Source organism: Marinagarivorans algicola (genome assembly GCF_001292705.1).
GTDB classification, from domain to species: domain Bacteria; phylum Pseudomonadota; class Gammaproteobacteria; order Pseudomonadales; family Cellvibrionaceae; genus Marinagarivorans; species Marinagarivorans algicola.
Genome location: NZ_LGAK01000009.1, coordinates 17,233 through 39,662, shown reverse-complemented (window position 1 = coordinate 39,662; position 22,430 = coordinate 17,233). Strand labels below are relative to the sequence as shown.

At 43.5% G+C, this 22,430-nt stretch carries 16 protein-coding genes; 1 reads left to right on the top strand and 15 read right to left on the bottom strand.

Annotated features, from left to right (window positions below; translation table 11 throughout):
• Positions 1-78: 78 nt before the first annotated feature.
• Genes AC438_RS03460 through AC438_RS03445 form a run of 4 tightly spaced genes read right to left on the bottom strand, consistent with a single transcriptional unit; the run spans position 79 to position 4,899 of the window.
• Entirely contained in the window at positions 79-1,440 is a 1,362-nt protein-coding gene (locus tag AC438_RS03460; RefSeq protein ID WP_053979883.1) for a hypothetical protein, read from the bottom strand.
• 35 nt (positions 1,441-1,475) lie between these two features.
• Positions 1,476-2,699, bottom strand: a complete 1,224-nt coding sequence (locus tag AC438_RS03455) for a glycosyltransferase family 2 protein (RefSeq protein WP_053979882.1) — start codon at positions 2,697-2,699, stop codon at positions 1,476-1,478.
• Positions 2,699-3,895, bottom strand: a complete 1,197-nt coding sequence (locus AC438_RS03450) for a glycosyltransferase family 4 protein (RefSeq protein ID WP_053979881.1) — start codon at positions 3,893-3,895, stop codon at positions 2,699-2,701. Before AC438_RS03450 ends, AC438_RS03455 begins: the two co-directional genes overlap by 1 nt.
• 23 nt (positions 3,896-3,918) lie before the next feature.
• Entirely contained in the window at positions 3,919-4,899 is a 981-nt protein-coding gene (locus AC438_RS03445) for a glycosyltransferase family 2 protein (RefSeq protein ID WP_053979880.1), read from the bottom strand.
• Between the two features lie 91 nt (positions 4,900-4,990).
• Between AC438_RS03445 and AC438_RS03440 the strand changes: the two genes are divergently transcribed.
• Positions 4,991-5,551 (top strand): serine O-acetyltransferase, encoded by a 561-nt coding sequence (locus tag AC438_RS03440; protein ID WP_053979879.1) that lies wholly within the window; start codon positions 4,991-4,993, stop codon positions 5,549-5,551.
• Between the two features lie 3 nt (positions 5,552-5,554).
• On the opposite strand, the gene AC438_RS03435 is transcribed toward AC438_RS03440, so the two are convergent.
• The 11 genes from AC438_RS03435 to AC438_RS03385 all read right to left on the bottom strand — a co-directional run bounded on the left by AC438_RS03435 (position 5,555) and on the right by AC438_RS03385 (position 22,244).
• Positions 5,555-6,523, bottom strand: a complete 969-nt coding sequence (locus AC438_RS03435) for a glycosyltransferase family 2 protein (RefSeq protein ID WP_053979878.1) — start codon at positions 6,521-6,523, stop codon at positions 5,555-5,557.
• 1 nt (position 6,524) lies between these two features.
• Positions 6,525-7,823 (bottom strand): chain length-determining protein, encoded by a 1,299-nt coding sequence (locus AC438_RS03430; RefSeq protein WP_156316984.1) that lies wholly within the window; start codon positions 7,821-7,823, stop codon positions 6,525-6,527.
• Between the two features lie 497 nt (positions 7,824-8,320).
• Complete coding sequence (locus tag AC438_RS03425; protein ID WP_156316983.1) at positions 8,321-9,046, bottom strand: P-loop NTPase family protein; 726 nt, start codon at positions 9,044-9,046, stop codon at positions 8,321-8,323.
• An 8-nt stretch (positions 9,047-9,054) separates the two neighbouring features.
• Positions 9,055-9,672, bottom strand: coding sequence for an XrtA/PEP-CTERM system exopolysaccharide export protein (locus AC438_RS03420; RefSeq protein ID WP_238376306.1), 618 nt, complete (start codon positions 9,670-9,672; stop codon positions 9,055-9,057).
• A 401-nt stretch (positions 9,673-10,073) separates the two neighbouring features.
• Complete coding sequence (locus AC438_RS03415) at positions 10,074-11,423, bottom strand: DUF1552 domain-containing protein (protein WP_156312468.1); 1,350 nt, start codon at positions 11,421-11,423, stop codon at positions 10,074-10,076.
• A 12-nt stretch (positions 11,424-11,435) separates the two neighbouring features.
• On the bottom strand, positions 11,436-14,372 hold the full coding sequence (locus tag AC438_RS03410; protein WP_053979874.1) for a DUF1588 domain-containing protein: 2,937 nt from the start codon (positions 14,370-14,372) through the stop codon (positions 11,436-11,438).
• Between the two features lie 277 nt (positions 14,373-14,649).
• Positions 14,650-15,324: a ribulose-phosphate 3-epimerase gene (gene rpe / locus AC438_RS03405; RefSeq protein WP_082353941.1), complete on the bottom strand. Its 675-nt coding sequence runs from the start codon at positions 15,322-15,324 to the stop codon at positions 14,650-14,652.
• Positions 15,325-15,596: 272 nt separating this feature from the next.
• On the bottom strand, positions 15,597-16,985 hold the full coding sequence (locus AC438_RS03400; RefSeq protein ID WP_054113058.1) for a class I SAM-dependent methyltransferase: 1,389 nt from the start codon (positions 16,983-16,985) through the stop codon (positions 15,597-15,599).
• Positions 16,986-17,088: 103 nt separating this feature from the next.
• Positions 17,089-18,381: a DUF1552 domain-containing protein gene (locus AC438_RS03395; protein ID WP_053979872.1), complete on the bottom strand. Its 1,293-nt coding sequence runs from the start codon at positions 18,379-18,381 to the stop codon at positions 17,089-17,091.
• A 63-nt stretch (positions 18,382-18,444) separates the two neighbouring features.
• A complete protein-coding gene (locus AC438_RS03390) occupies positions 18,445-21,186 on the bottom strand; it encodes a DUF1592 domain-containing protein (protein ID WP_162230691.1) in 2,742 nt (913 codons plus the stop codon).
• 272 nt (positions 21,187-21,458) lie between these two features.
• Entirely contained in the window at positions 21,459-22,244 is a 786-nt protein-coding gene (locus tag AC438_RS03385) for a lipoprotein intramolecular transacylase Lit (RefSeq protein WP_053979870.1), read from the bottom strand.
• Between the last annotated feature and the right edge of the window lie 186 nt (positions 22,245-22,430).

Genomic DNA, 22,430 nt, shown 5'->3' with positions numbered 1-22,430 from the left:
GCTTAAATAGGAAGCACTTAAAGAGTTATCCTATTTTTGATTAATGGGCAATAGTTCGCTTAAATAATATGGGTATCTTTATGCTTTCGCATCCCGTTTTAGCAGTACTGCTCGTCCTGCTAGCGCGCCAGCCATTAGCAGTGTCACACTCGACAACGATGAATTAGGAATAAAATCAATCATATTACTCATTAAAATCAATCCTATTACGGCCGAATAGTCAGCAGACTCTATAGGTACTTTATGCCTATCCGCTTCTTTTAATATTAAGAACCAGCGATACAGCGGAACAAAAAACAATCCAAAAAAACTCAAATACCCCACCCATCCCCACGAGCTAAATATAATAATCCACTGTCCATCGATAACACTGAGTTTTTGACCGCTGTAGTCATAAATCAAATTGCGTCCCCAGCTGCCCCAGCCAAACCACTTACGCTCACTCGCTTTAGCCAATAGATCGTCTTCATTATTTAAGCGAAACGCAAAAGATTGGGCGCGGTCCTCGTTGTACTGACTCACCAACTGAGTAAAACTACGTAGCTGGGGCGATGATGCTTCTCGAATAGCCGGATAACAGGTGACAAAAAAAACAAATATTGTAGCCATTAAAAACTGATTTTTAGGCTTAAACAGCAATAAGAGGGTTAGCAGCAAAAATAAATACAAGACAACGCCCATGGTTTTACATAAAAAAACCACCACAAACAACCCAATAAATACATAGCGAGCGGGTATTTTCCAAATAATGACTTTATTTTTCATTAAAACAAATGCACACATACAAGCGGTATAGGCAAAAAAGGCAACGAGCAAACCGTGCCCTAAAAATACAACAGGCCTAAAACCGCCGGCCCGAACTTGTTGGGCAAATTGATGTGGAAAAAAACCATAAATTTGCGCATGTAGCTGCGGGCTCATTCTTATTTCCCAGAGCATTGGTAGCGTATAAAATACCGCACAAAAGGCAATCCAATAAACAATACGACGATGCGCATACGCAGTATTTAAGACTAAATAGCCCACACAAAAAGGGATAACAATAGAGGTTGTTTTGATAAAAAAAACACCAATAAAATCCCAAGCTTTTAAGCCTGGCAAATAATTATCCGCAAACTCCAATGGCTCAGAGTTTAAAAAAATGGTGATAACTGGGCCAAACAAAAAACCCACCAAACACAATCGATAAACTCTACCGAATTTAATTTTGGCATTATCTAAAGAAACACGATACAACAACAAAAACGCCATAATCGACGCTAGCGAATCTTTATTGATGGCAGGTAACACTGGAAAATCAAATGCTGTTTTAACCGGCAGCAGCAAGTAAGGTAGCAAAAAAAGAAGAATAGCGGCATCAACTAATTGCATTTTTTGCTTAATGATTCTAGCTAAAAAGGGCCATGCAATCAGCGCTAAATACGCGAGTAAATTAGGCACCTAACATTACCCCGTTAAAAAAAACCATACGACGACTACTTTTTTTTAGGCGGTTGAGCGGGTAACTCACGCTGAGTTTTATGCCAGCGCGAGCGCTTGCCTGACGTTAAAGCTCGATATAAGCCGATTTTATTCAAAGCATACTCACTTAAAGCATACACATCTTTTAGCTGTAATCGATCAGAGCCTCTCAACGCATTCGCGACTATTAAAGCCACTAGCAGCATAATATTCAACCCTACAATCCAATATACAAACACGCTCCACCCAATAAGATACATCGCACTGCCTAAAATAATCGACAGGCCTGCGCTTAAAGTCAGCAATACGATAAAAGGTAATATGCAAAGATCTAATGCCGTTATCAATGACGCCCAACGTAGTTCTTTCAGCGAAAACAGTAACAATTTAGGCACATATTTTGTGATCATACCAATATGGCCATGCTCCCATCGCGCGCGTTGCACCTGCGAGGTTTGATTATCAGTCGGGAGTACACTAGTAATTTTAGCCGGCAATACAAACTCGACCTTTCGACCTAGCAGCGCCAAATCCAAGCCCAATTTCATATCTTCAACAATTTCACCTGAGGCTAGATCAATGTGATCAATTAAAGCGCCAGCAATAGCAAAGCCCGACCCCGTAATAGGCACGCTCCCTCCAAGCTTGGCCAAACCTAAAGGCCTAATAATATTTTTAATAAACACGGCAAATGCCGATATTCGAGTGGCGGGCTTGGCATGCTCAGGAGCCACTAAAGTATAGGCGCCTTGTACAATCGTTTGATAATGATCGGCACACCGCATTAAGTCACTTAAAGCGTTAGCATTTACAGTGCAATCGGCATCCACAACCATAACAACATCGGGATTATCTGCGCGGCAATGCTCAAGCCCAAAGGCTAATGCAAAGCCTTTGCCTCTGTCTTGTGCGTGAGTACGTTCAATAACCTCGCAGTGATACTGTCGCGCTATAACTGCTGTATCATCTGAGCAATTATCGGCAATCACAATAATACGCATGTTCTGACTACAGGCACTGAGTAAAGACTCTAGTGTAGCGCCAATCACACTGTGCTCATTATGTGCCGGAACTAACACAACGCCCTTTAGCGTTTGATCTAACGCAGGCACGATCCGTAGAGATTCCGTCGCTCGCCGAGCTATCGCATACCTAAAACAACCCACAACCACTTCTAGGCAAAACAACAGCAAGGGAAAGAGTAAAATTGCAAAGCTCCAGATAAATACATAGGCCATTACAGACCACCCATCTTTTGATATAACGTATGCGCCTGTGCACCGGCGCTATGACGCTCTTGTATCGCTTTGTACCCCTGCTCTCCTTTTTGGGCCAAGCATTCATTAGGCATCACCAATACAGACTCAATCGCTGCAACCAGGTGATCAACAGATCCAGCAGGAATTAGCCAGCCATTCTCTTGATTAACCAGTTCAGGAATACCCGCAATAAAGGTAGATACGACCGGTTTTTTTCTTGCAAAGGCTTCCATAATAACAACAGGTAAACCCTCAGCAAAACTTGGCAAAATCATGGCTTTCGCGGCATCTAATTGCGCTTTTATGGCACTCTCACCTTGCCAGCCATAAAAAATTACATTGTTCTCTAGGCGATGCGTCGCAACATATGCTTGCAGAGCATCTTTTAATTCACCATCACCAATAAGGTGTAATTCAATTTGAGGATACGTAAGAACAAGCTCGGCTAACGCTTGCAGCAAAAGCCACTGGCCTTTTTGCTCACATAAACGCCCAATGGATACTAGCCGATAAGCGTTCTCAAATAAGGGGCTACCCTCTAGCAACAATGCCTCATCTACCGCACAATGGACTTCCACAACTTTAGACCAGTCATCGAAGTCTGCCCAACGATACAGCTGGCTGGTGCAATAGGCAGTGATAGCGACTGTAAATTTTGAATAATGTATTTTCTCGCGTAACGATAATGCCACGGGTGAATCAAACTCTTCCGGACCATGTACTGTAAAGCTATATTCAGGCCCGCCGAGTATACGGCAAAAAAGTGCCACCGCCGCTGGGTTAGTTCCAAAGTGTGCATGTACATGATGAATATCATTTTTACGGCAAAAACGCAGTAGCCAGCACGCCTCCATCACATAAATAAAATGCTTAACATAGGTTCCATTGGCCGCGGATGATAGCTTTACCCAAAGACGCAAAACCTTAGGCAAACGCGTTATACACAGCAGTACGCCAATCATTAAAAAGATCAAAGACTGAAGCGTACTTGAACCAATAATACAGACCGTTTTATCCAGCTCGGCTTTATCCTCTTCACTCACGATGCCTTCATCAACACCCCGTACCGTTACTCGGGAGACCTTTGCTCCCAAGCGCTCAAGCGCTTGTATTTCACGCCGAATAAAAGTATGGCTCACCTTAGGATACTGATTAATCAGATAACAAATATTCACATTAACTCTACCTAATACTGGGATTACTTATATTCGATAATCCGAGAAGTACGTCTAAACATCCTACCTATGAGGTACTTTAAAATCCCATAGCATTCAGAAAACTTTGAAACAACCATAAAAAAAGACCACTGCAGTTTTATCTCTTTAATACTGCCGGCCGCTAGAAATACTTTTAGCATCTGTAATGGATAAACTAATACTAGCCACAAGCTGCGCACATCTAAAAATGCTAGCGCAACAATCACACAAGGCAATAATGCCCCCCAAAATAAAGCTCTCGCGGTTTCTTTAAGCCAGTGCTTTTCAGGTGAAAAGCCATGCAGTGCAACTCCATTGGCATAAGCAAATCCGCAGCGCACACTGCGCTGCCACCACTGTGAAAAGTGATGAATGGCTGCATCATGCCACGTCATCGCACAGTCTAGACGTCGAATAGCAAAACCTTCGCGCCTTAAACGAATACACATTTCAGGCTCTTCACCGGCAATTAAGTGATCTAGATAACCATTAACACGCATAAGCGCCGACACTCGAATTAAAGCATCGCCGCCACAACTTTTTGCATCACCACAAGGGGTATTCCACTCTATATCACACAATGCGTTGTACACAGAGGCGTTGGGGTACATTTCTTGTCGGCGACCGCAACATACCGCATATTCTTTATGATCATCTAAAAACTGTTTGGCTGCACCAAACCAGTGATCATCAAAATAACAATCGCCATCGATAAACTGTACATACTCAAGGTCATTAAAAGCAGACAATAGCTTTTTCCAGCCTAAATTTCTTGCTCTTGCGGCGGTAAAAGGCAATTGAGTATCTAGCGCCACAACGATAGCGCCATGACTCACGGCGTTGACAACACTGTTATCACTCGATCCCGAATCAACATAAACAATAGGTGTGCCATGAGGAATAGACTCTAGACAGCGTATCAGTCGTGCGCCTTCATTACGCCCTATAATAACAACACCAATGGGGCCGCTTAATTTATTCACCGCTATTTTCTCCAAAATCAAATACTCGACCTACGCACTGACTCATTAGTATAATCATCTCTATTCATAGCATTTTATTAGGTAATACTTTATGTCACCAATACCGGCTAAGGGTTCAACAAATACCAATCCCTCTTCACTCAGCTTTTACGCATTGATAAAAGAAGATTTTAAAACACATGAATGCGATTTTTTTTCTCAAGGGTTTTGGGCTGTATTTAATCATCGGCTGGGTAATTGGCGAATGAAATTAAAATACAAAATCATTCGAATCCCTTTTACAGTACTTTACAATACACACAAAAAACTCATCCAAATAACCTGCGGTATAAAGCTTGACTATACCGTCAAGTTAGGTCGCCGGGTAAAAATTGAGCATTTTGGCGGAATGATTATAGGCGCCAACACGATCGGTGACGACGTTATCATTCGACAAAATACAACAATGGGAATCAAAAACTTAAATAACCTCGAAGGTAAACCTCACATTGGTAACTCCGTATCAATAGGTGCTGGAGCTGTCATCGTCGGTGATATTACAATCGGAGACCACTGTGTAATAGGGCCCAATACTGTTGTTTACCAAGATATTCCACCTTACTCTACAGTCTACCCAGCCACTCCTACTATCATTACGCGCACTAACAATTAAACTTCACCGCCAGCCACTAAAAGCGATTATGTCTCGCAATAAGCGCTCAGGCCGCGCTACATGCCGCCCAGTTAACAGATTCTTTAATCTATGTAATAAATTTGCAAATACAAAAATTACATCAATAAAAATAAGGTAGGTTCTGCCAAAATTTTTGAGATAAAAATAACGTCTCGACTCAAACCAGTAAGCCGGTTTACGCGGCAGGTGATTTTGTGTCGTATGCTCAGTCACTCCAGTAGAGGCACCTGCAATATGATGCACGACACTCCCTACAGAAATTTGTGACCTATAACCCAACTGCTTTAGCCGATAGAAAAGATCCACCTCTTCAAAGTATAGAAAAAATCTTTCATCAAAACCATCAACCGCACAAAAAGCCTCGCGCCTCATCATAAAAGAAGCACCTGTTAGCCAATCGGCACTATCGCCATCATTACTGTAATGTAATGTTTTATTGGAAAACATTTTATCAAATACGCCAATGCAGGCATGACTCAAAAAAGTTGTCATCGCAAAAGGGAACCGAAAAGCGCCCACAACAATACGACCATCCATATTCTGCAATACACTCCCTAATGCTGCAATGTGTTTATGGTTTATCAAGCCATTTAATAACTGTGTACCCGCCTCTAGCGAAAACTCCGTATCAGGATTCAAAAACCAATAATAATCTGCATCGCCAGCTAAAGAGGCTCCAAGATTACAGCCTGCACCAAAGCCAGCATTTTCAGCCGCAAGATGAAAGTTCACTGCCCCATCCAACCCTTTTTCACTGATATATTCGGTAACGATTTCAGCAGTATGATCAGGCGAGTTGTTGTCGACAATAAAAACTGAAAAACGTGAATCTGAAGCAATCAAGGCAGCAACGGAATCTAAATAGGCACGAATAAAACCACTCGCATTATATGTCACAGTAATAATGGCGACCTTATTATCACAGTTATCAGATTGTATTATACCGGCCACTTTAGCTACTCCAATTGTAGTCGAGTAAGAATTGCAATACGGCATAACAATAGAATGCAATCAATAAAAATGCCCAAAAAAGGAGTACAACCATATCCTTTTTTAATAAGCGGGTGCTTAGTAGCGATCCTTGGTGCGGGATCACGGCGAGCAATGCAACATGACTGGGAAGTACAGTACGCAGTCGACTAGCCAGCCGTATGCGGGGGTCAATAAATACATACACCAAGGCCAAGCCGATCGGCGCTAAAACAGCAATAAAAGGGGCCAGCAATAAAATAGCGACAGGATTAATCCCTTCCGCCTTTAAAGGGTAAACAGGCGGCTGCGCTAATTTATAATTTTCGCCTTGACCTTCATTGTTCAACGCCATAGTTAATTTGGCATTTTCTTTTCTGACTAACATCTCTTCATAATGTTTTTTGGTTACATTGTAATCCCGTGTCAAGTCAGATAACTCAGCTTGATTGCCCGCAACCTCGTCGGCTAATAACCGTTCCTCTTCTAATAGTTTCTGCATGCTCGTCAATCTGCGCTTTTGAGTTGAAAGTTTCAAACCGATATCAGCATACTGCTTTCGTAACTCTTCATAGAGTGGCAGCTCAGAAATATCACCCGCTGTACTCCCTTTTACTGATGACATTGCATAAGAAATTTCATTTTCTATTTCTAGCACTTGAGATTTAAGCATGACTATATCCGGATAGCCATCTTGAAAGGATAATCTCAGTCGATCTAATTCCTCCATCAATAAAGCTTTGCGCTCCTCCAAAGCGACAACCTTGGTTCTGAGAGTTAAAAAGCGCCCCTCCTCTTCTAATTGTTTTTTGGTTGCTTTTAAAGCCTCGATAGACTCTTCTATACCCATTTCAAGATCTTTGACTGCTGAAGATAAATCGGCAATACGTTTTTTTACTGACACCTCTGTCACGTCTGCACTATTTTCTTTAAAGTGTTTTAGATTATTTTCAGCCTCTTCTAACTGGGCTTTATATTTACTGACCTGCGTGTCAATAAAGTTATATGCTTCAAAACTATCTTTTTGCTTTTCTGCTGCTCGATCGGCTAAGAACACCGATACTATAGCCTCCAAGCTTTCATAGGCATCATCTTGTGTTGCCGCCATAAAACTCACATGGGTAATTGCACGATTTCTAGCTTGTGCTTCTACAGTAATATTTTGACGAAAGTAACGAACACGCCGCTCTAGCTGCTCAGCCGAATATTCAACGCCCAATTTATCAGCACCCTTGCGGATAGCCGCTTCAATGATACGCCTCGAAAGCATTAAATCAGCCACTCGCTCATTAACTTCAGTGTCAGTGACACCTACAGCGCCGCGCAAAAGTGGTTCAATAACGTTAGTGTGGTCCAAAGTAATAATCGCTGTAGAGCGATAAACTTGTGGCCAATTAAGAGCAATAATATAAATAGCAAAAAATAAAAGTGTCGATATAAAAGCCGCTAAAAAACGGAATTTAACTAATTCGCGCTTCGCTGCAATAATTAGCTCTTTATAAAGCTGAATAGAGTCCACAAACCAACCTAATCACAATAACAATTGAAAAAACCTGCAACTATTCAAGGCGCTATCTTTAGCGCCAATCGATAATGACCAGAGCACTTGCAGTACGTCCAACTCCAACATTGCTTGCAAAATAAACACTGCAAAAGTACAAAGTCACAGGTGGCTTAAGCGGCCTAGCTAATAATTCAGTAGCGCCAAGCTTCAGTATCTCTGAATAGTTACAAAAAATAATATAAAGCGTTTAAAGCAGACTACAAACTGTAAATCGACTAACACTCATTAAACACTATACCTGCCAATTTTTGTGGATCAAGTTTGTCAATCTGAGTCATAACTTGTCCACCCATCACTTTACCATAGGGAATAACAACCAGAATAAAATCACATAATTCAGCCAAAATAGAGATTTCAGATTCATAGTGTGATGACGGTGGTGCATCCACAAAAATAAAGCGATCGTCGTAACGACTATTTAGCTCACCCATAATTTGCTTCATGCGCTTGGAGCCTAGTTTCTCAGTACCGCCCTCACAATTATTACCAACCGGTACTAACCTAACACGCGCCAATCCCGAGCCGTAAACCACATCCCGGCACAGCAATGACTCGTCATCCAAATAGTCTGTCAGGCCATAATTAGCACCGGCTGGCATGTAGCGCTCGACCGAAGGGTTATACAAATTACAATCAACAACCAGCGAGCTTTTTGTTTTATCTAAAGCAAAGGCGGCGGCCAAATTAATAGCGACATGTGAGCCGCCGCCAGATTCTAAAGGAACGACTAAACATGAAAAACTTTTGCCCTTACTCAAACCTAACAAGCGAGTTCGCAAATCTCTAAAAGCTTTAATTTCCTTAGACTCACCAACACCTGCATGTATTAATTTTAGCGCCTGAAGCTCAGCCACCGAAAAAGGCTTCACCTCAGCCATAGAACTTAAGGTTCCGGTGGAACGCTTTATTGCAGTCAAACTCTTTTTGCTTAAATTTTCCAAAGCTAATCCTAAAAAATACGTTCGGGCACAGTAAGAATATCTGAGGGCGCTAAATGATAATTGGTTTCAAGCAAGCCCTTATCGAGTATATCTTTTAACCTAATAGGGTAAATTTCTACTTTATCGCCAACAGTGCGATAAAGCTTAGTCTTATTCGCATTAGCAAAATCCGAAAGGCCTCCGCCCTCCAGTACTAAATCTAATATCGTCATACCTTGGTGGTAGTTAAGACTGACCGGCTGTACTACAGCGCCCGTTAAGCGCACTCGACGTAGGTAAGTCGCGCTGACAGGATCAATCACCAAAACCGTGACTTGAGGGTTACGAATATAATTTGAGAATTTTTGAGTGAGATCAGCCGTCAGCATGCTTGCGCTTTTGCCTGCCACCATAATGTCGCCAACCAGTGGTGCTGATATTTTACCATCTGGCCTTACAGGTAAGGTAATGGATAATTCAGGGGATTTCCAAACCTGAATAGAAATTTCATCACCCACACCAAGAAAGTATTCAGGCACCGCATTATAAACGATATTGGGTATGGGCTGCTTGCCCTCTTGGTAGCTCGAACAAGCCGTTAAGGCAAGCAAGATCAAGCTCATCATAGCACTAGTATAATACTTCACTTATTTTCCCCAAAAAATACAATTAACTTCACGCATTCAATGCCCCTATTATAGCACCTGCAACCCTACAGCAAATTATGCGCCAAAAACATGTCAATTGACTAGCCAAAACGATTCAATAGTGAAGGGGCTACTTGATATCGACGCTTTTAACCTCGAAACATTGAAGAGTAAACAAATAACGCAGCCAAACACCCAGCAGTAGCCTCATCAAGAGGGCTTAACCGCCAAAATAAAAGCCATCAATGCCATACAGGTCAATCATAGTCAATTCATCGTGACAATTCGGGTATAGAAGAGAGTAAAAAGCGTACTGGAGCAATATTAACGCATGACACATTCAGCCAACAAAGTTGTTGACCGAACGAACGAGGGGTATTGTCGGTTTTATTGACATATGTTTATAGAATATCGCCTCTATTTTGAGAGGGTAAACCAAATTCAGTCAGGCTAAGGCCAGCTTTAATGCCCACTTCACGCCATAAGTCAGCATTTGTTCTATCACTAGCAGAGCGGGACCAGCGCACATTGCCCTGCAAGGTACCGTTAATATCTTCACGCCGTAGGCCGTCTTTAGCACTTCCGGTCACAACAGGAACATGAATTAAGCGCCCTACATCAAAATGATTGCCACCGCCAATTAATATATGACCTTTTTTAACCACATTATGACGACCATCACCCACTTCGCCAGTCAATACAATTAGCGTATTATCAAGCAAGCTATTATCATCAAAATCGACCACCTTAGACATTTCAATGACCATTTTCACAATGGCTTGGGCGTAAGTTCTGCGCGTATTCCAGTAAGTACTGCTATTGGTATGTGCATGTACATGATGGAAGTCACTTAACGGGATAATATCACCGACACCCACAACAGCCGAGGTTGTCAGATTATTGGCAAAGCCGACCTTCACCATATCGAGATAACTACTAAAATCATCCAGTGAGCTTTGCCCAAGTTTTGGGATCTCTGCCAGGCGCTCTGTACCACTGTACCCTACGGTAACCGAATACTTATCTTCTAAATGCTTCACTGCCAACAAATAACGATCGAGTTTGTCTTTCTCCGATACCGGAATCAGATCATACTGTTGCTGTGCGGGGTTTTTAATAAATTCAAAAACTTGATTCAGTAGACGCGTTTCAGTGCTATCACTCCCACCAAGGCCAGGCATTTCTAGAGTCGGCAAACCCTTATAGATACTATTATAAGCATCGCTCGCTTTGGTATAAAACGGCAAAATGCTTGAATTGCGATCGAAGCTCAATGGGTGGTATTGCACACCCCAAGAGCGATAAGCCGCACTAAACCTAAAAGCCGCTTTACCACTGTGCTCTTGCAATAAATAGTCGATCGATGGTGTTACCGATAACGGCATATGCTGATCATAAGAAGAGCTTTGCTGACCAAAGGGCACGCCAGCCGTCAGAATATCAGCATAAGATAAGTCGTGGTTATTCCCCCACTCACCTAAACCCAATAAACCATCAATCACCGTGCAGTGCTCTTTAATGCTATTAAATGGGTCTAAACCATCAGGAAACACAAAGCCATTGGTATCTTCGCTCATAAAGCGATTACTCGTACCCGACAACCCCCAACCGTGCTGCAGGACTATTGTTAGTACCCGCAGAGGCGCTTCAGTGGCCGCCAAAGCTCGCTCAACACTTGATGCACTTAGCAAGCCTGCGGCACTTAAAGCCTTGATGAGACTACGGCGATTTAACGTCTTAAATTGTGTCATAAAAAACACCCATCACTTAAGCTCTCTACGCGTAAAGCTTTCTAGTTGAATTAAGGATAACAGTAAATCTTGTACCGCCGATCCACTGGCATCAATCAGGTCATTATATTTTGTTGCTTCACAATCGCTAGGTGCTAATTCTTGTCCTAAAAAATTCTCTAAAAAGCGCGTCGCTACACATGCTTTTAATTGCGGGGAGTCGATCAGCTCCCGTGAGAATTCAGCACTCGTGCCGTAACTTAAAACATAGCGCCCAATATTATCCATGACCCCTGACGCATCAATGGGGACCGAGCCTTTTTCAACGGTGCGATAACGCCCAATAGTATCAAAGTTTTCAAAACCAAAACCGGCGGGGTCAATCACCTGATGGCAGCCTATACAAGCCGCTTGCGCACTATGGGTAAGCTGTAATAGTTCTCTTTCGGATGTTATCGATGGATCGATGCCTTCAGGTAAAGGGACAGGCATAACATCACCCGGCGCATCGGGCAGCTCTTGGCATAACAGCTGCTCTAATGTGAAAACACCTCGTTTAACAATACCTGATTTTGCCAGTGTAGAATGCACCGCTAAAAAAGCGGGGTGATTAAAAAGGCCCGAGCGCTGCGCACTGTCTATATCCACCCAGCCTTGCTGGCTATCGCGATAATCAACACCAAATATATCAGCTGTTTTATCATTCACTACATATCGGCTACCGGAAAATACATTTGTAAAAGAGCGATTTTTTTCAATATTATCGATCAGCATCAATTCTGCACTATCAAGTAAATCACGTCTAATATCATCCGAAAAACCCAAGCTTTCATCTTTTGGCCTAGAGCGTACCAAATCTAGTTTAAGGTAATCTTTGTATACCTCCATCATTGAAGCGCTCGCGTTAGGCGACTGAAAGAGACGAGTCACCTGTTCCTCTAGCTGAGAACGACTAATGGCCGCGGTTTGGCTCGCCAGCTCCAGTAATTCATCATCTGGAGTACTATTCAATAGTGCATATGACAGGACAGCAACCACCTCAAAATTAGTTAACTCATACTGCGCTGTACCGTCTAGCGGCACTCCAATTTCACTTCTAAACAAAAAATTAGAGCTTAGAACTAATGCATGCAATGTAAATGCTAATTTTTCAGCGTTGCCGGTGATATTATTTAAGGCCGATGTAAATGCGGCAAGCTCATCGGTGGACAAAGGCCTACGCCACAGCCGCTTCCCATAAGTAGTCAAAACAGTAGTAACGCACACCTCATCGGTTTCGCGCGCACAAGCTGTAATAACAGGATGCTGAGCCAATAGGGTTTCAGTCATCGCTTTTGAGAAGTCCAGCATGCGTTCAAAATTAATATTATTAATATTCAACTTATCAGCATTACTATTCATGCCGATTAACTTGGCACCATCTTCTAACTTGGGCCACACATTGTCATTAAAAATATTACCAAAAATATCGACCACTGAATTTTTGATTTGTAATTCAGATAAACGCCGCAGCTTTGGCTCCAATAAAGCACCTTGCGCAGCACAACTGGCGTTTGCCGAATACGACTTAATTGGTGAGGCTCCAGCCACTAAAGTCTCACCGCGCCGCACTTCAATCCGTAATCGCTCAAGATTAGCTAATGCAGCCGATGGAATACTTAAGCGTGCTGCACCACTGGTACAATCGGCGGTGGCGGTATGCACTGTTTTAAATGAGTCTTTACTGGCTTGACCATCAATAAGACTTAAGCGCGCTTTGAGTGGTGTCGGTGCATGCGAGGACGCCACAATATAAATACGCTTAGGTTTAAAATTGAATTTTTTCGGTAACCCTACTGCTGGGCTATCACAGTGATAACACCCACCCACTTTTAACGTTTCGTTTTCATACACCACTTTTAAACGTACCGGTAGGGTAGTTGCTACACTGGTGTCGATATTTTTTTCAATTTGCCTATAAGTATCGAGTTTAGCCTCACCACTATCTTCGGCTAAACCATGCTGGCCAGCCCAGTGTACAAAAACGAGTTCACCGGTTAAATCATCACTACTCGACACCAATAAACCTACTTTTGCAAATTCATGCGACAAACCTTCAACCTGATGAACATCAAGTGTCATATTGATATCGCCATTATGTGTAATTGCCGTAGAGAGTGCATTAAAATAGATTTTCGACTCCCAAATATCTAAACCCTCTCCGGTTAACCAAAAACTATCATCAGCGGCCACATCTGTTAATGCCTGTATCCCGACAGAGCTTTCACCCTCTGCACGCACTTTAATGCCCTCATATCCGGCAATCGTTGACGCATTAAAACGCTCTGGATCTGAAATTAGCACCTCAAGCGGCTGAGCACTGACTGCACTGCATTCGAGCGCTAGCTTAAGACCATTTTCATCAAATACTTGGCTCACCTTCACCGAATCATCTCCAACTGGCTCAACGGTTCGGCCTGCCAGCGCAACCACCCAGTCATGTACTTTTTGATAATGCGCACGCGTAAACGGTTCAGTTTGATTGGCATTATCCATGGGCATATCTTTTGCGCCCATACGATAAAAAGTCATGCGCTTTAACAACAGCGAATTTTCGGGATCAAGCTCATTAATATAACTTTCGCCTTTTGCATTTTGCGCATTGAGCCACAGTGCATCGGTTGTGTAGTTTTCCCATTGCATGTGAGTATCAAAATGACAGCTAGTACAGTAGCCTTGAAGAATATCAATAGCACTGCCTAGGCTAGGCATTGAACTCGTCGTTGAGCCCGTATTTGAACTTACCGAAGCCGAACTCATGGCACTCGAGGATGCCTCATTTATTTGCGAACGACTAGAGTTTGAATCATTCAACGAAGAGGAGACATTATTAGCTTGCGATGATCTAGATTCTTGAGTGGCGCCGCACCCGGTAACCGCAATAACAGCAGTCAGTCCAAGGGCAATAGAGCAAATTTGAAAGGGTGACATAAAAACCTCTGATTAAGCTTTAAAAGCTCAGGCTTTAGTAAGAATCTCATATTCCATAACACACAAAAACGCAGAATATATTAAGACAGTGTTGATTTTATAACTAGAGTAGCAGAAGTCTAAAAATAAATAAGCCGATACCCAGAAAAATAATTAAAATTAATGCTATAAATAAATTTAATGTGATAAGTTACTTAAAAATGATGTTATTACGAGTGCACCATAAAAAAGCCGATGCACCACCTTCAAGCATTCACATATTTGTCATACTGCCATGCTATTGCTGTGTTAACGCCTGCCTCATCTGAGTAATCACATCACGGTAATCCTCTGCGCCAAAAATAGCTGAACCAGCAACAAAAGTATCGGCTCCTGCAGCAGCAATTTTTGCAATATTATCAACTTTAACGCCGCCATCAATTTCAAGACGTACATTCAACCCCCGCGAATCTATCAACTGCCGAGCCTCTCGGACTTTATCTAGTACATAGGGGATAAATGATTGCCCCCCAAAACCTGGATTCACTGACATAAGTAGTAACATATCCAATTGATCCAATAAATGCGCAACTGATGAAACCGATGTAGCTGGATTTAATACTAATCCGCACTTAAGACCCGCTGATTGAACCAATTTAAGAGAGCGGTCTAAATGCTTGGTAGCCTCAGGGTGAAAGGTAATATAGCTGGCTCCCGCATCAATAAATTGAGTAATTAAATCATCAACAGGCTCGACCATTAGATGTACATCAATAGGTGCTGTAATGCCATACTGGCGCAACGCTTTACACACCATTGGCCCAAACGTTAAATTAGGCACATAATGATTATCCATAACATCAAAATGAATCATATCAGCACCTGCGTCAATCACAGCTTGGGCCTCTTCACCTAAACGTGCAAAGTCTGCTGACAAAATAGAGGGGGCAATAATAAAATTAGATTCAGACACTGTAGCTCTCCTAAAAAATATCCCTACATTGTACGTTAAAAAATAGCACTGCGGGCACTTCAAACAATCCGATAACACGTTAAAAAATCGAGTGTCGAATTTTTTATCACATTGTAATTTAGCATCATACCGCACAGCCAATGTAAAAAACTACGACACTCAAAAACACAGCGATATCCACAATAGATTACTCTATTCACCTGTGTACTCCGGTCAATACCATTAACGACAGCACTGCACGATCGCTGAGTAATGATAAATACAATATCGAGTTACGGTGCCGAGCGGGCCATACCTTCAAGTATTTGACCAAATACAGCCACTACAGCCTCTTTTGCGTCGACCCCCTCAGGCAAAGAAGATTGCACCAGCTGACTGATTAAATAAAGGCTACGCTGCCCATCGACAAGCTCTAATACGCGTGTAATAAACTCATGCCCTCGCTCGCATTCAAAGGTTATTTGAGGGATTGGTAAGTGATGCATAACGAGCCAGCCAGGGGTTAACCATTGTGGAGTATTCGAGGGTTTAGGTAAGGCTTGAGGCTCTGGCTGTTTATAGGCATTAAACGAGAATATTTGCTCATGATGAAATCGTGCATTAAGCGGCGACACCATATGTGCAATTTCATCAACCGATTGCATCTGCACATCAAAGCCTGCCATACAGGCAAAATCAATGATTTCCTCTGCTGAATATTTTTTATCGAAAGATAAGTTGCGTGAATATAAAAGCGGCCCAGTATTAATCCAGCGCCCACCAGGCTTCAACAAGTAAGCAATAACGCTAATTAAATCCTTAACATCACCACCTGTGACATCAAGTAACCAAGAGGTCACAATAGTATCCATACTGGCTTCTTTGAGTGGCATATTCCAAACATCCGAGCCCAGCGCAAACCAACGCTTACGCGCAGCATGCTCATCTGTCGGTGGCACCATGTTCCATGACTTTGCAAAAGAATAACCTATTTGCGGATAGGTATATAACTCGGGTAAAGAGATCGCTCGACGCTCTTGAATTAAGCGCTGTGCACTGGCCAACAAAAAGGGGTTGATATCCGAGGCAAGGGTTAAGGGTGCATCAAGGTGAGTATGCAAATCCCAACTTAATCGCCCCGCCCCAGCACCTAAAACCAACATTTTTCCTGGCTTAGGATTTTGCCACACGGCCAAAACGCGCTGCAAATTGGCATCATTGGCATGTGTTTCAAAATACTGGCTTTTCTCGTTGTCCCACGCCCAATCACGCAAAATATGGTGATAATATTCCGTAGGGTTATCTATTTCAGCCTGATCAAAACGCGCATCGCGTTTAGCCCGTAACCCACCCTCTTCTAACAACGTCATAATACTTTTTAAACTTTGCGCCATAGCGGCATATGCAATTTCTAGGCGGTCACGCGTTAACGCCGATACATCATAACCTTGCAGCATGTTGTCTAGGCTAGCCAAAGCCTCGCCACCTTGCGCGGCCATCATAGCCATCTGATGCTCCCATAACACTTTTTGCTGCAGCCCCGATGGGAATACACAAGGGATATCGGCAAGTATAAAATACTCATTCTGACAGCCATCACAGTGTGTATGGGTAAGTTCAGTCGCGCAGATGGGGCAAATCAATAAATCAGCAGGAAAATTAAATTCACATTTTTGTGTCACAAAGCAACTCCAACATTTGAATAACGAAAAGCCAAAAAAAAAAAGCCCTACTGCAAAAAGTAGGGCTTTTAGGGCAAATAACAACTAAAGTATCGTGCAGCTTTTAGCTGAGTAGATCAACATCACCGCCGCTAGCGCCAACAATCGTCGCACTGGGGTCAACGCCCAAGCCTTTAGTTACTTCAGATAAGAAATTTTTAGCGCTCGCTGCTGTGCCTTTAGAAGAGAACGAGCCGCCACCAAATTCGGGGAGCTTAGTCGCTAACATAAACGGTGAATCCGCAGAGCTGTGCGATAAACCATTACCTGCGCAGCTCACTTGGCAAAATGCCGTGCTATTAATTAATGGCTGGCCATTAGAGTCATTAGTTTCGCTCAGCTTTTTAATCAAGTATGCCGGCACCTCAAACTTTTCAGTCATCATGGCATTCCAAACAGAAGCGCCACCAGAATGCCCGGCACTGTGACCATCAAAACCTTTATAGTTCCAACCGCCACCTTGATGGTTACCAATTTGCATTACCGCAACGCGCGTAATATCACAAGCAAATGCCGCTGTAATCACATCGGCTTGTAATTTAGCATGTGTCACCATGCCGGCGTTCTGGCCATCATCTGGGTCACTAGCAATATTCGGCTTACACGCATTTAAATCAGGGGCTTGTGCACTACTTAACTCAGTAATGCGCGACTCAAGCTTTTCAAGTGCTTTAAAGTGTGTACTTAAGCGAGCCTGCTCTTCGGTACCTAGCTTTTTCTTCACGGCTTCAACCGCCGCTTTTTGCGCTGCAAACGACTTTTTATAGGTTTCATCATTACCTAGATCAGGCAATGCACCAAAAAACTTTTCGACTGCCGCTGTAGGCTGCTCGATAGGCTGGCCGCCAGAGCTCACAATAATACCGGGGCCAGTACCGGCTGCTGTTGCATTCGAGCCTAAAAATATGGTCGAGTAATAGCTAGTCGCACCCAGTACATTACCTAAGTCGACATCAATGGTATTGCCATTGTACCCGCCACCTAACGCTTGACGCGTACCACCGTGTACAGCCACCCCTGTATCAACACCGCGAAACTTACAAATACCCGCAATATCATGCCCTTGGGGGCCGTAATGGTAAGTACCGCCAGCCATATTAGTGGCCGACGTGGGGCGAAAATCATTTTCTGGCGCGCCACTGTGTATATAACAAAAGACAACACGCTTTGGGCTATCAGCGGCCTGTGCGTAGCGCGCAGTCATGACGCCACCTAACAAACTGGAGTAGCGCAGTGTCGATGATGCGATACCCGCTTTGCTCACCATATCTAAAAAACCACGGCGCGCTTTTTGCACATGCCGCTTCTGAGATTCTACAGCCTTATCATTTGGCTTATCATTTTTTGAAAAATTCATAGTTGCAACCCTTTACTGTGTATGCATTTCATACAGAGGGAGCATAGCTCCCCCCTAGGTTATTTATTTACGGAAGCGGAAAGCAGAAGACTTAACCAGCGCTTTTAAAACATCGCGAGGGCTTTTAGCCACGTTGTAAGCTGCATTGAGTTCATCTTGTACACACACAAACTCCGCTTCTTGTGCATCAGTAATATTTAAGTAGCTCGCACCTTTTAATTCTGCATCTTCCAGAAGGTCCTTGCGCAGGGTATAGCCCATGGCATAGCGTGTAGTTTTCTCGATCAAACACGCAGAGATACCCGGTACATCTTCGGCAACAATTTTTTGGCCCAAGTCTTTAGCGCCACTAAATTTAAGGCCTTCGCCAGCAGCTTTATCGATGTCTGCTTGCTTAGTCGATAAAGTACCCACAATTTTTGGTGAAAAGAGGTAGCCATCTTTATTCACAAAATCAATGGCCAAATCGGCTTCACCCTTCGGTACCGCAACGCCATTGACAATAATCAAACCATCTTGCACAACGTCGCCATTCACACGCTTGCGTAAGCGACCAACGTTATCAAAGTCATCTAAACCAAATAAAGGGTTAAGAATGGCATTGTGACAACCCGCGCATGAAGAGCCTTCAACGTTAGTTTGAATATCATAGTACTCGGCAGTCGTAATTGTGCCAGCTTTGGCTCGCTCGGCAGCACGTAAGCCCGCTTTATCGCGCTCATCAGAATCTTCCAAGTTAGTCGGCTGAGGAATCGCCTGGCACAAAACATCTTGACGGAAGTGTGCGGCACGCTGAATAGGTGAGGTGTAATCCATATGTGCGTTGTAGGCCATAAAGCCACCAGAGGCAATAATGCCACCGCGCAATTCGCCGCTGGTATCGACCCAACTAAAGTCACCATTGCTCGCCCCCCCTTGACCGGCCATGCCATAAAAACTGGCAAGCGTGCTATCTAAGTAGGTAAAGTCACCCGCGTACATGCTTGGGAAGTCACCATTATAAAAAACATGCTTATAGATTTCGCGGATTTCTTGCATCATCGAGTCGCGAACTTCGGGTGTAAACTCGGCTACATTACGTGTGCGCGTAGGGAGCTTATCGGTACGGAACCACTTACCCGCTAAACGCTCAATGTGCGCCTTACCGAGGTCAGAATCGATTAGCGCATCGATATGCCCATCTAGTTTAGCCGCATCAAAGAGCTCGCCCGCCTTTGCGGCATCAAGCAATTGACGAGAAGGTGCACTACCGGTCAAGGCAAAAGATAAGGCCGACGCATATTCAAATGAGTTCAAGACATAGGCATCAGGATCTGCTTTTGCCAGTAAAGTTTTATCTTCTTGGGCCGGTGGCTCAGCAACAGCGACTGTGCCAATTGTCACCTTGCTCACTTTAATAGGGTTACCACTGGCATTATAGGCCTGTACATATTTGCCCGAACCCATTGCATGAGTGACTTTAAAGGTTAATGTCTTAGGCGCACTAGAGGTCAGCTCCATTTCGGTCACAATTTTATTATCAACTTTTAAACCAAACTTACCTGTTCCGCTTACAGTAACCTTAACAACATCGTTACCCGTCCAGTTGTAATTGGGAGTTGTACCTACGTATTTATGCGCACCAAAACCACCAAAACCTTTTGCATCGTAGGTGACTTCACCAAATTCAATAAAAATAGGATTGGCAATAGCGATTTGATTAGGGTCGGGCTCGATAGGTTTTTCAACTAACGCATCAGCAACAGTACGACCTAACTCAGAGCGATAAAGAAAATGCGGCGAGCTCAATACGGTCGTAATTGCCCACTTTAAACCTGTATTCAAGTCAGTCGCACCGCCAATCATGTCTCTAAATTCAGTGCGTTCCTCTGGTGTCAACAAGCGTCTGTAAGCCTCATAGGCAAATTCGCTAATCACATTGGTTGCACATGAATCGGCATCGCTGCAATCAAACGCCAGTGCACCAGGTGTTGCAATCGCCCAATCAGCTAATTCAACGGCATTATCATAGTAGCCGTTTAAACGTGTTTCAGAAATATTTTCGCTAATATGGTTAGGTAAGCGAGCCAGCTCGGTATCAACACTGACCTTTGAGGCTGATGAGTAATCAGCAGGTAGTGCTTCGCCAAAGAGCTTAGAAAGCGAATTGTGATATTCATAAGAAGTCAGCACATGCAGCGCTCGACGACCATAATGAATAGCATCGGCGGCAGGGTTCGCACAAGAGACGGCTTCGCCCAAAGGCCCTACTACGCCATTTTTTTGTGACCATAAATAAGCGGCGATATCTTTACTGCACTGCTCGTCACAGCCACCAGCGGCAAAAGCCGACATAAAGCCCTTAATAAATGTCGCCACACCCGATGGCGTACTCGCATCATAAGTGCCTAACGCTCCGGCATTACCAAAGCTATCAGGGTCAAAATGGTTGGCTTTATCGCTAAAGAAACCATCACCATCAAGGTCTAAATGGCAACCAACGCAGAGTTTTGATGAAAACAAAGCCAAGCCATTAGTTGCGTCGCCATCAAAACCCGACGGCGCACTTGAAGATGCAACCGGAGCCGATGACGGAGCAGAGACCGACGACGACGCAGGAATAGACGACGCAACAGAGGAAACAGCCACACTGCTCATTACCGAGCTCACCGAACTAACAACCGGCGCGCTAGAAGAGCTTGGAGTCGTTGCCTCAGAAACGCTAGAGACCGGTGTCACTGGATCCGTCCCCTTATCTGGTTCTGGCTCGCCACCACAGGCAGCTAGGGCGGCCGATATCAACCCTATCGTTAGAAGTCTATTCATCATTATTCCTCATAGGCAAACCTCAAAGAGATTCACAAAACAGTAGTGTAAACTTGTGATAAAAATTAACATGCTAATATTTATTTATTGGCTAATAATAGCAAATTCAAGTGCCACATTCAGTGACGAAGTTGGCAAGATTACTGACTTTTGAACAAAATACGATCAGTGCCCACTATATGATAGACGCCCCTAATCTGCCGATAGCCTAAGCAAATCGAGACTACTGAGCACAAGCGATAGGTCACTGCCTTTTAGCACTTTATCCCAAATTAAGCCTTATCAGTATTAGGGCTAGGGTTAGGATTAGGGTCAATATCGGCGAGTGTAACAGCCACGCATCGACGCAAAATGCGACTCACCGAAAACTGTAATAAACCAAAAAAAAACAGCGTCAACACCGCCCATTCAAAAGCAATCCAGCCAAATAGCACCGGCGCCCACATCATTGTCGACATCAGTGATTGCTGATAATAAAAAAACCACGGATGCCCTGGTGGAAAAACCCATTCGTGCATTTGGCTAAATGCCTTAGTTGGGCCAATCACCAGTAAAACGAGTACGAACACCGCCATCAAAATCAATAAGGCCAAACACTGGTTCAGCACAGAAGGGGGGCGTATACGAGCCCGATAATAATGAATTGCCATGGCCAGCCAACCCAATGCCCCTAGAATCACCAACCATTCTACTTTATTAACCAAAATAGCTACGTCAGTCAAATGCCCAACCTCATCGGCGGTTAATAGTGTTTGTGTGGGGTGACCGGGTACTGAGTACACAATGCTTTCTAGCCCGACAGCATCATGGTGAACACTATAATTAATTTGCTGAAAGAGAGACTCACGCTGCGCTTTAGTTGTATCGGCAAAGCCTGAACGGTAATAGTTTTGCGGGGCATACTTTTCAATAGCGGCACCAATTCCACCCACGTCATGCCAGCGGCCATACGAAAAATCAATATGATAGAGCAGCGACCAAGCTAAGCCAAACGCCAAAAAAACGCTCGATAAAGAAAAAATTCCCGCCGAAAAGAGCTTCTTAACTGTAGAATTCACTGTGACCTCTGTATGTTTATCGAGTACCAATATTACAAGTAATCACCCAAAAAGAACGAGCAAAACGCCTCACTCTTTAAAATAAAATGGCATATTTAAAGCAATGCTATATAGCTAAAAAGTGGTGTAGCTAAAAAGCAGTCACTTTTCAGAAATATCAACATTGAGCACTCATAAACTATTGAC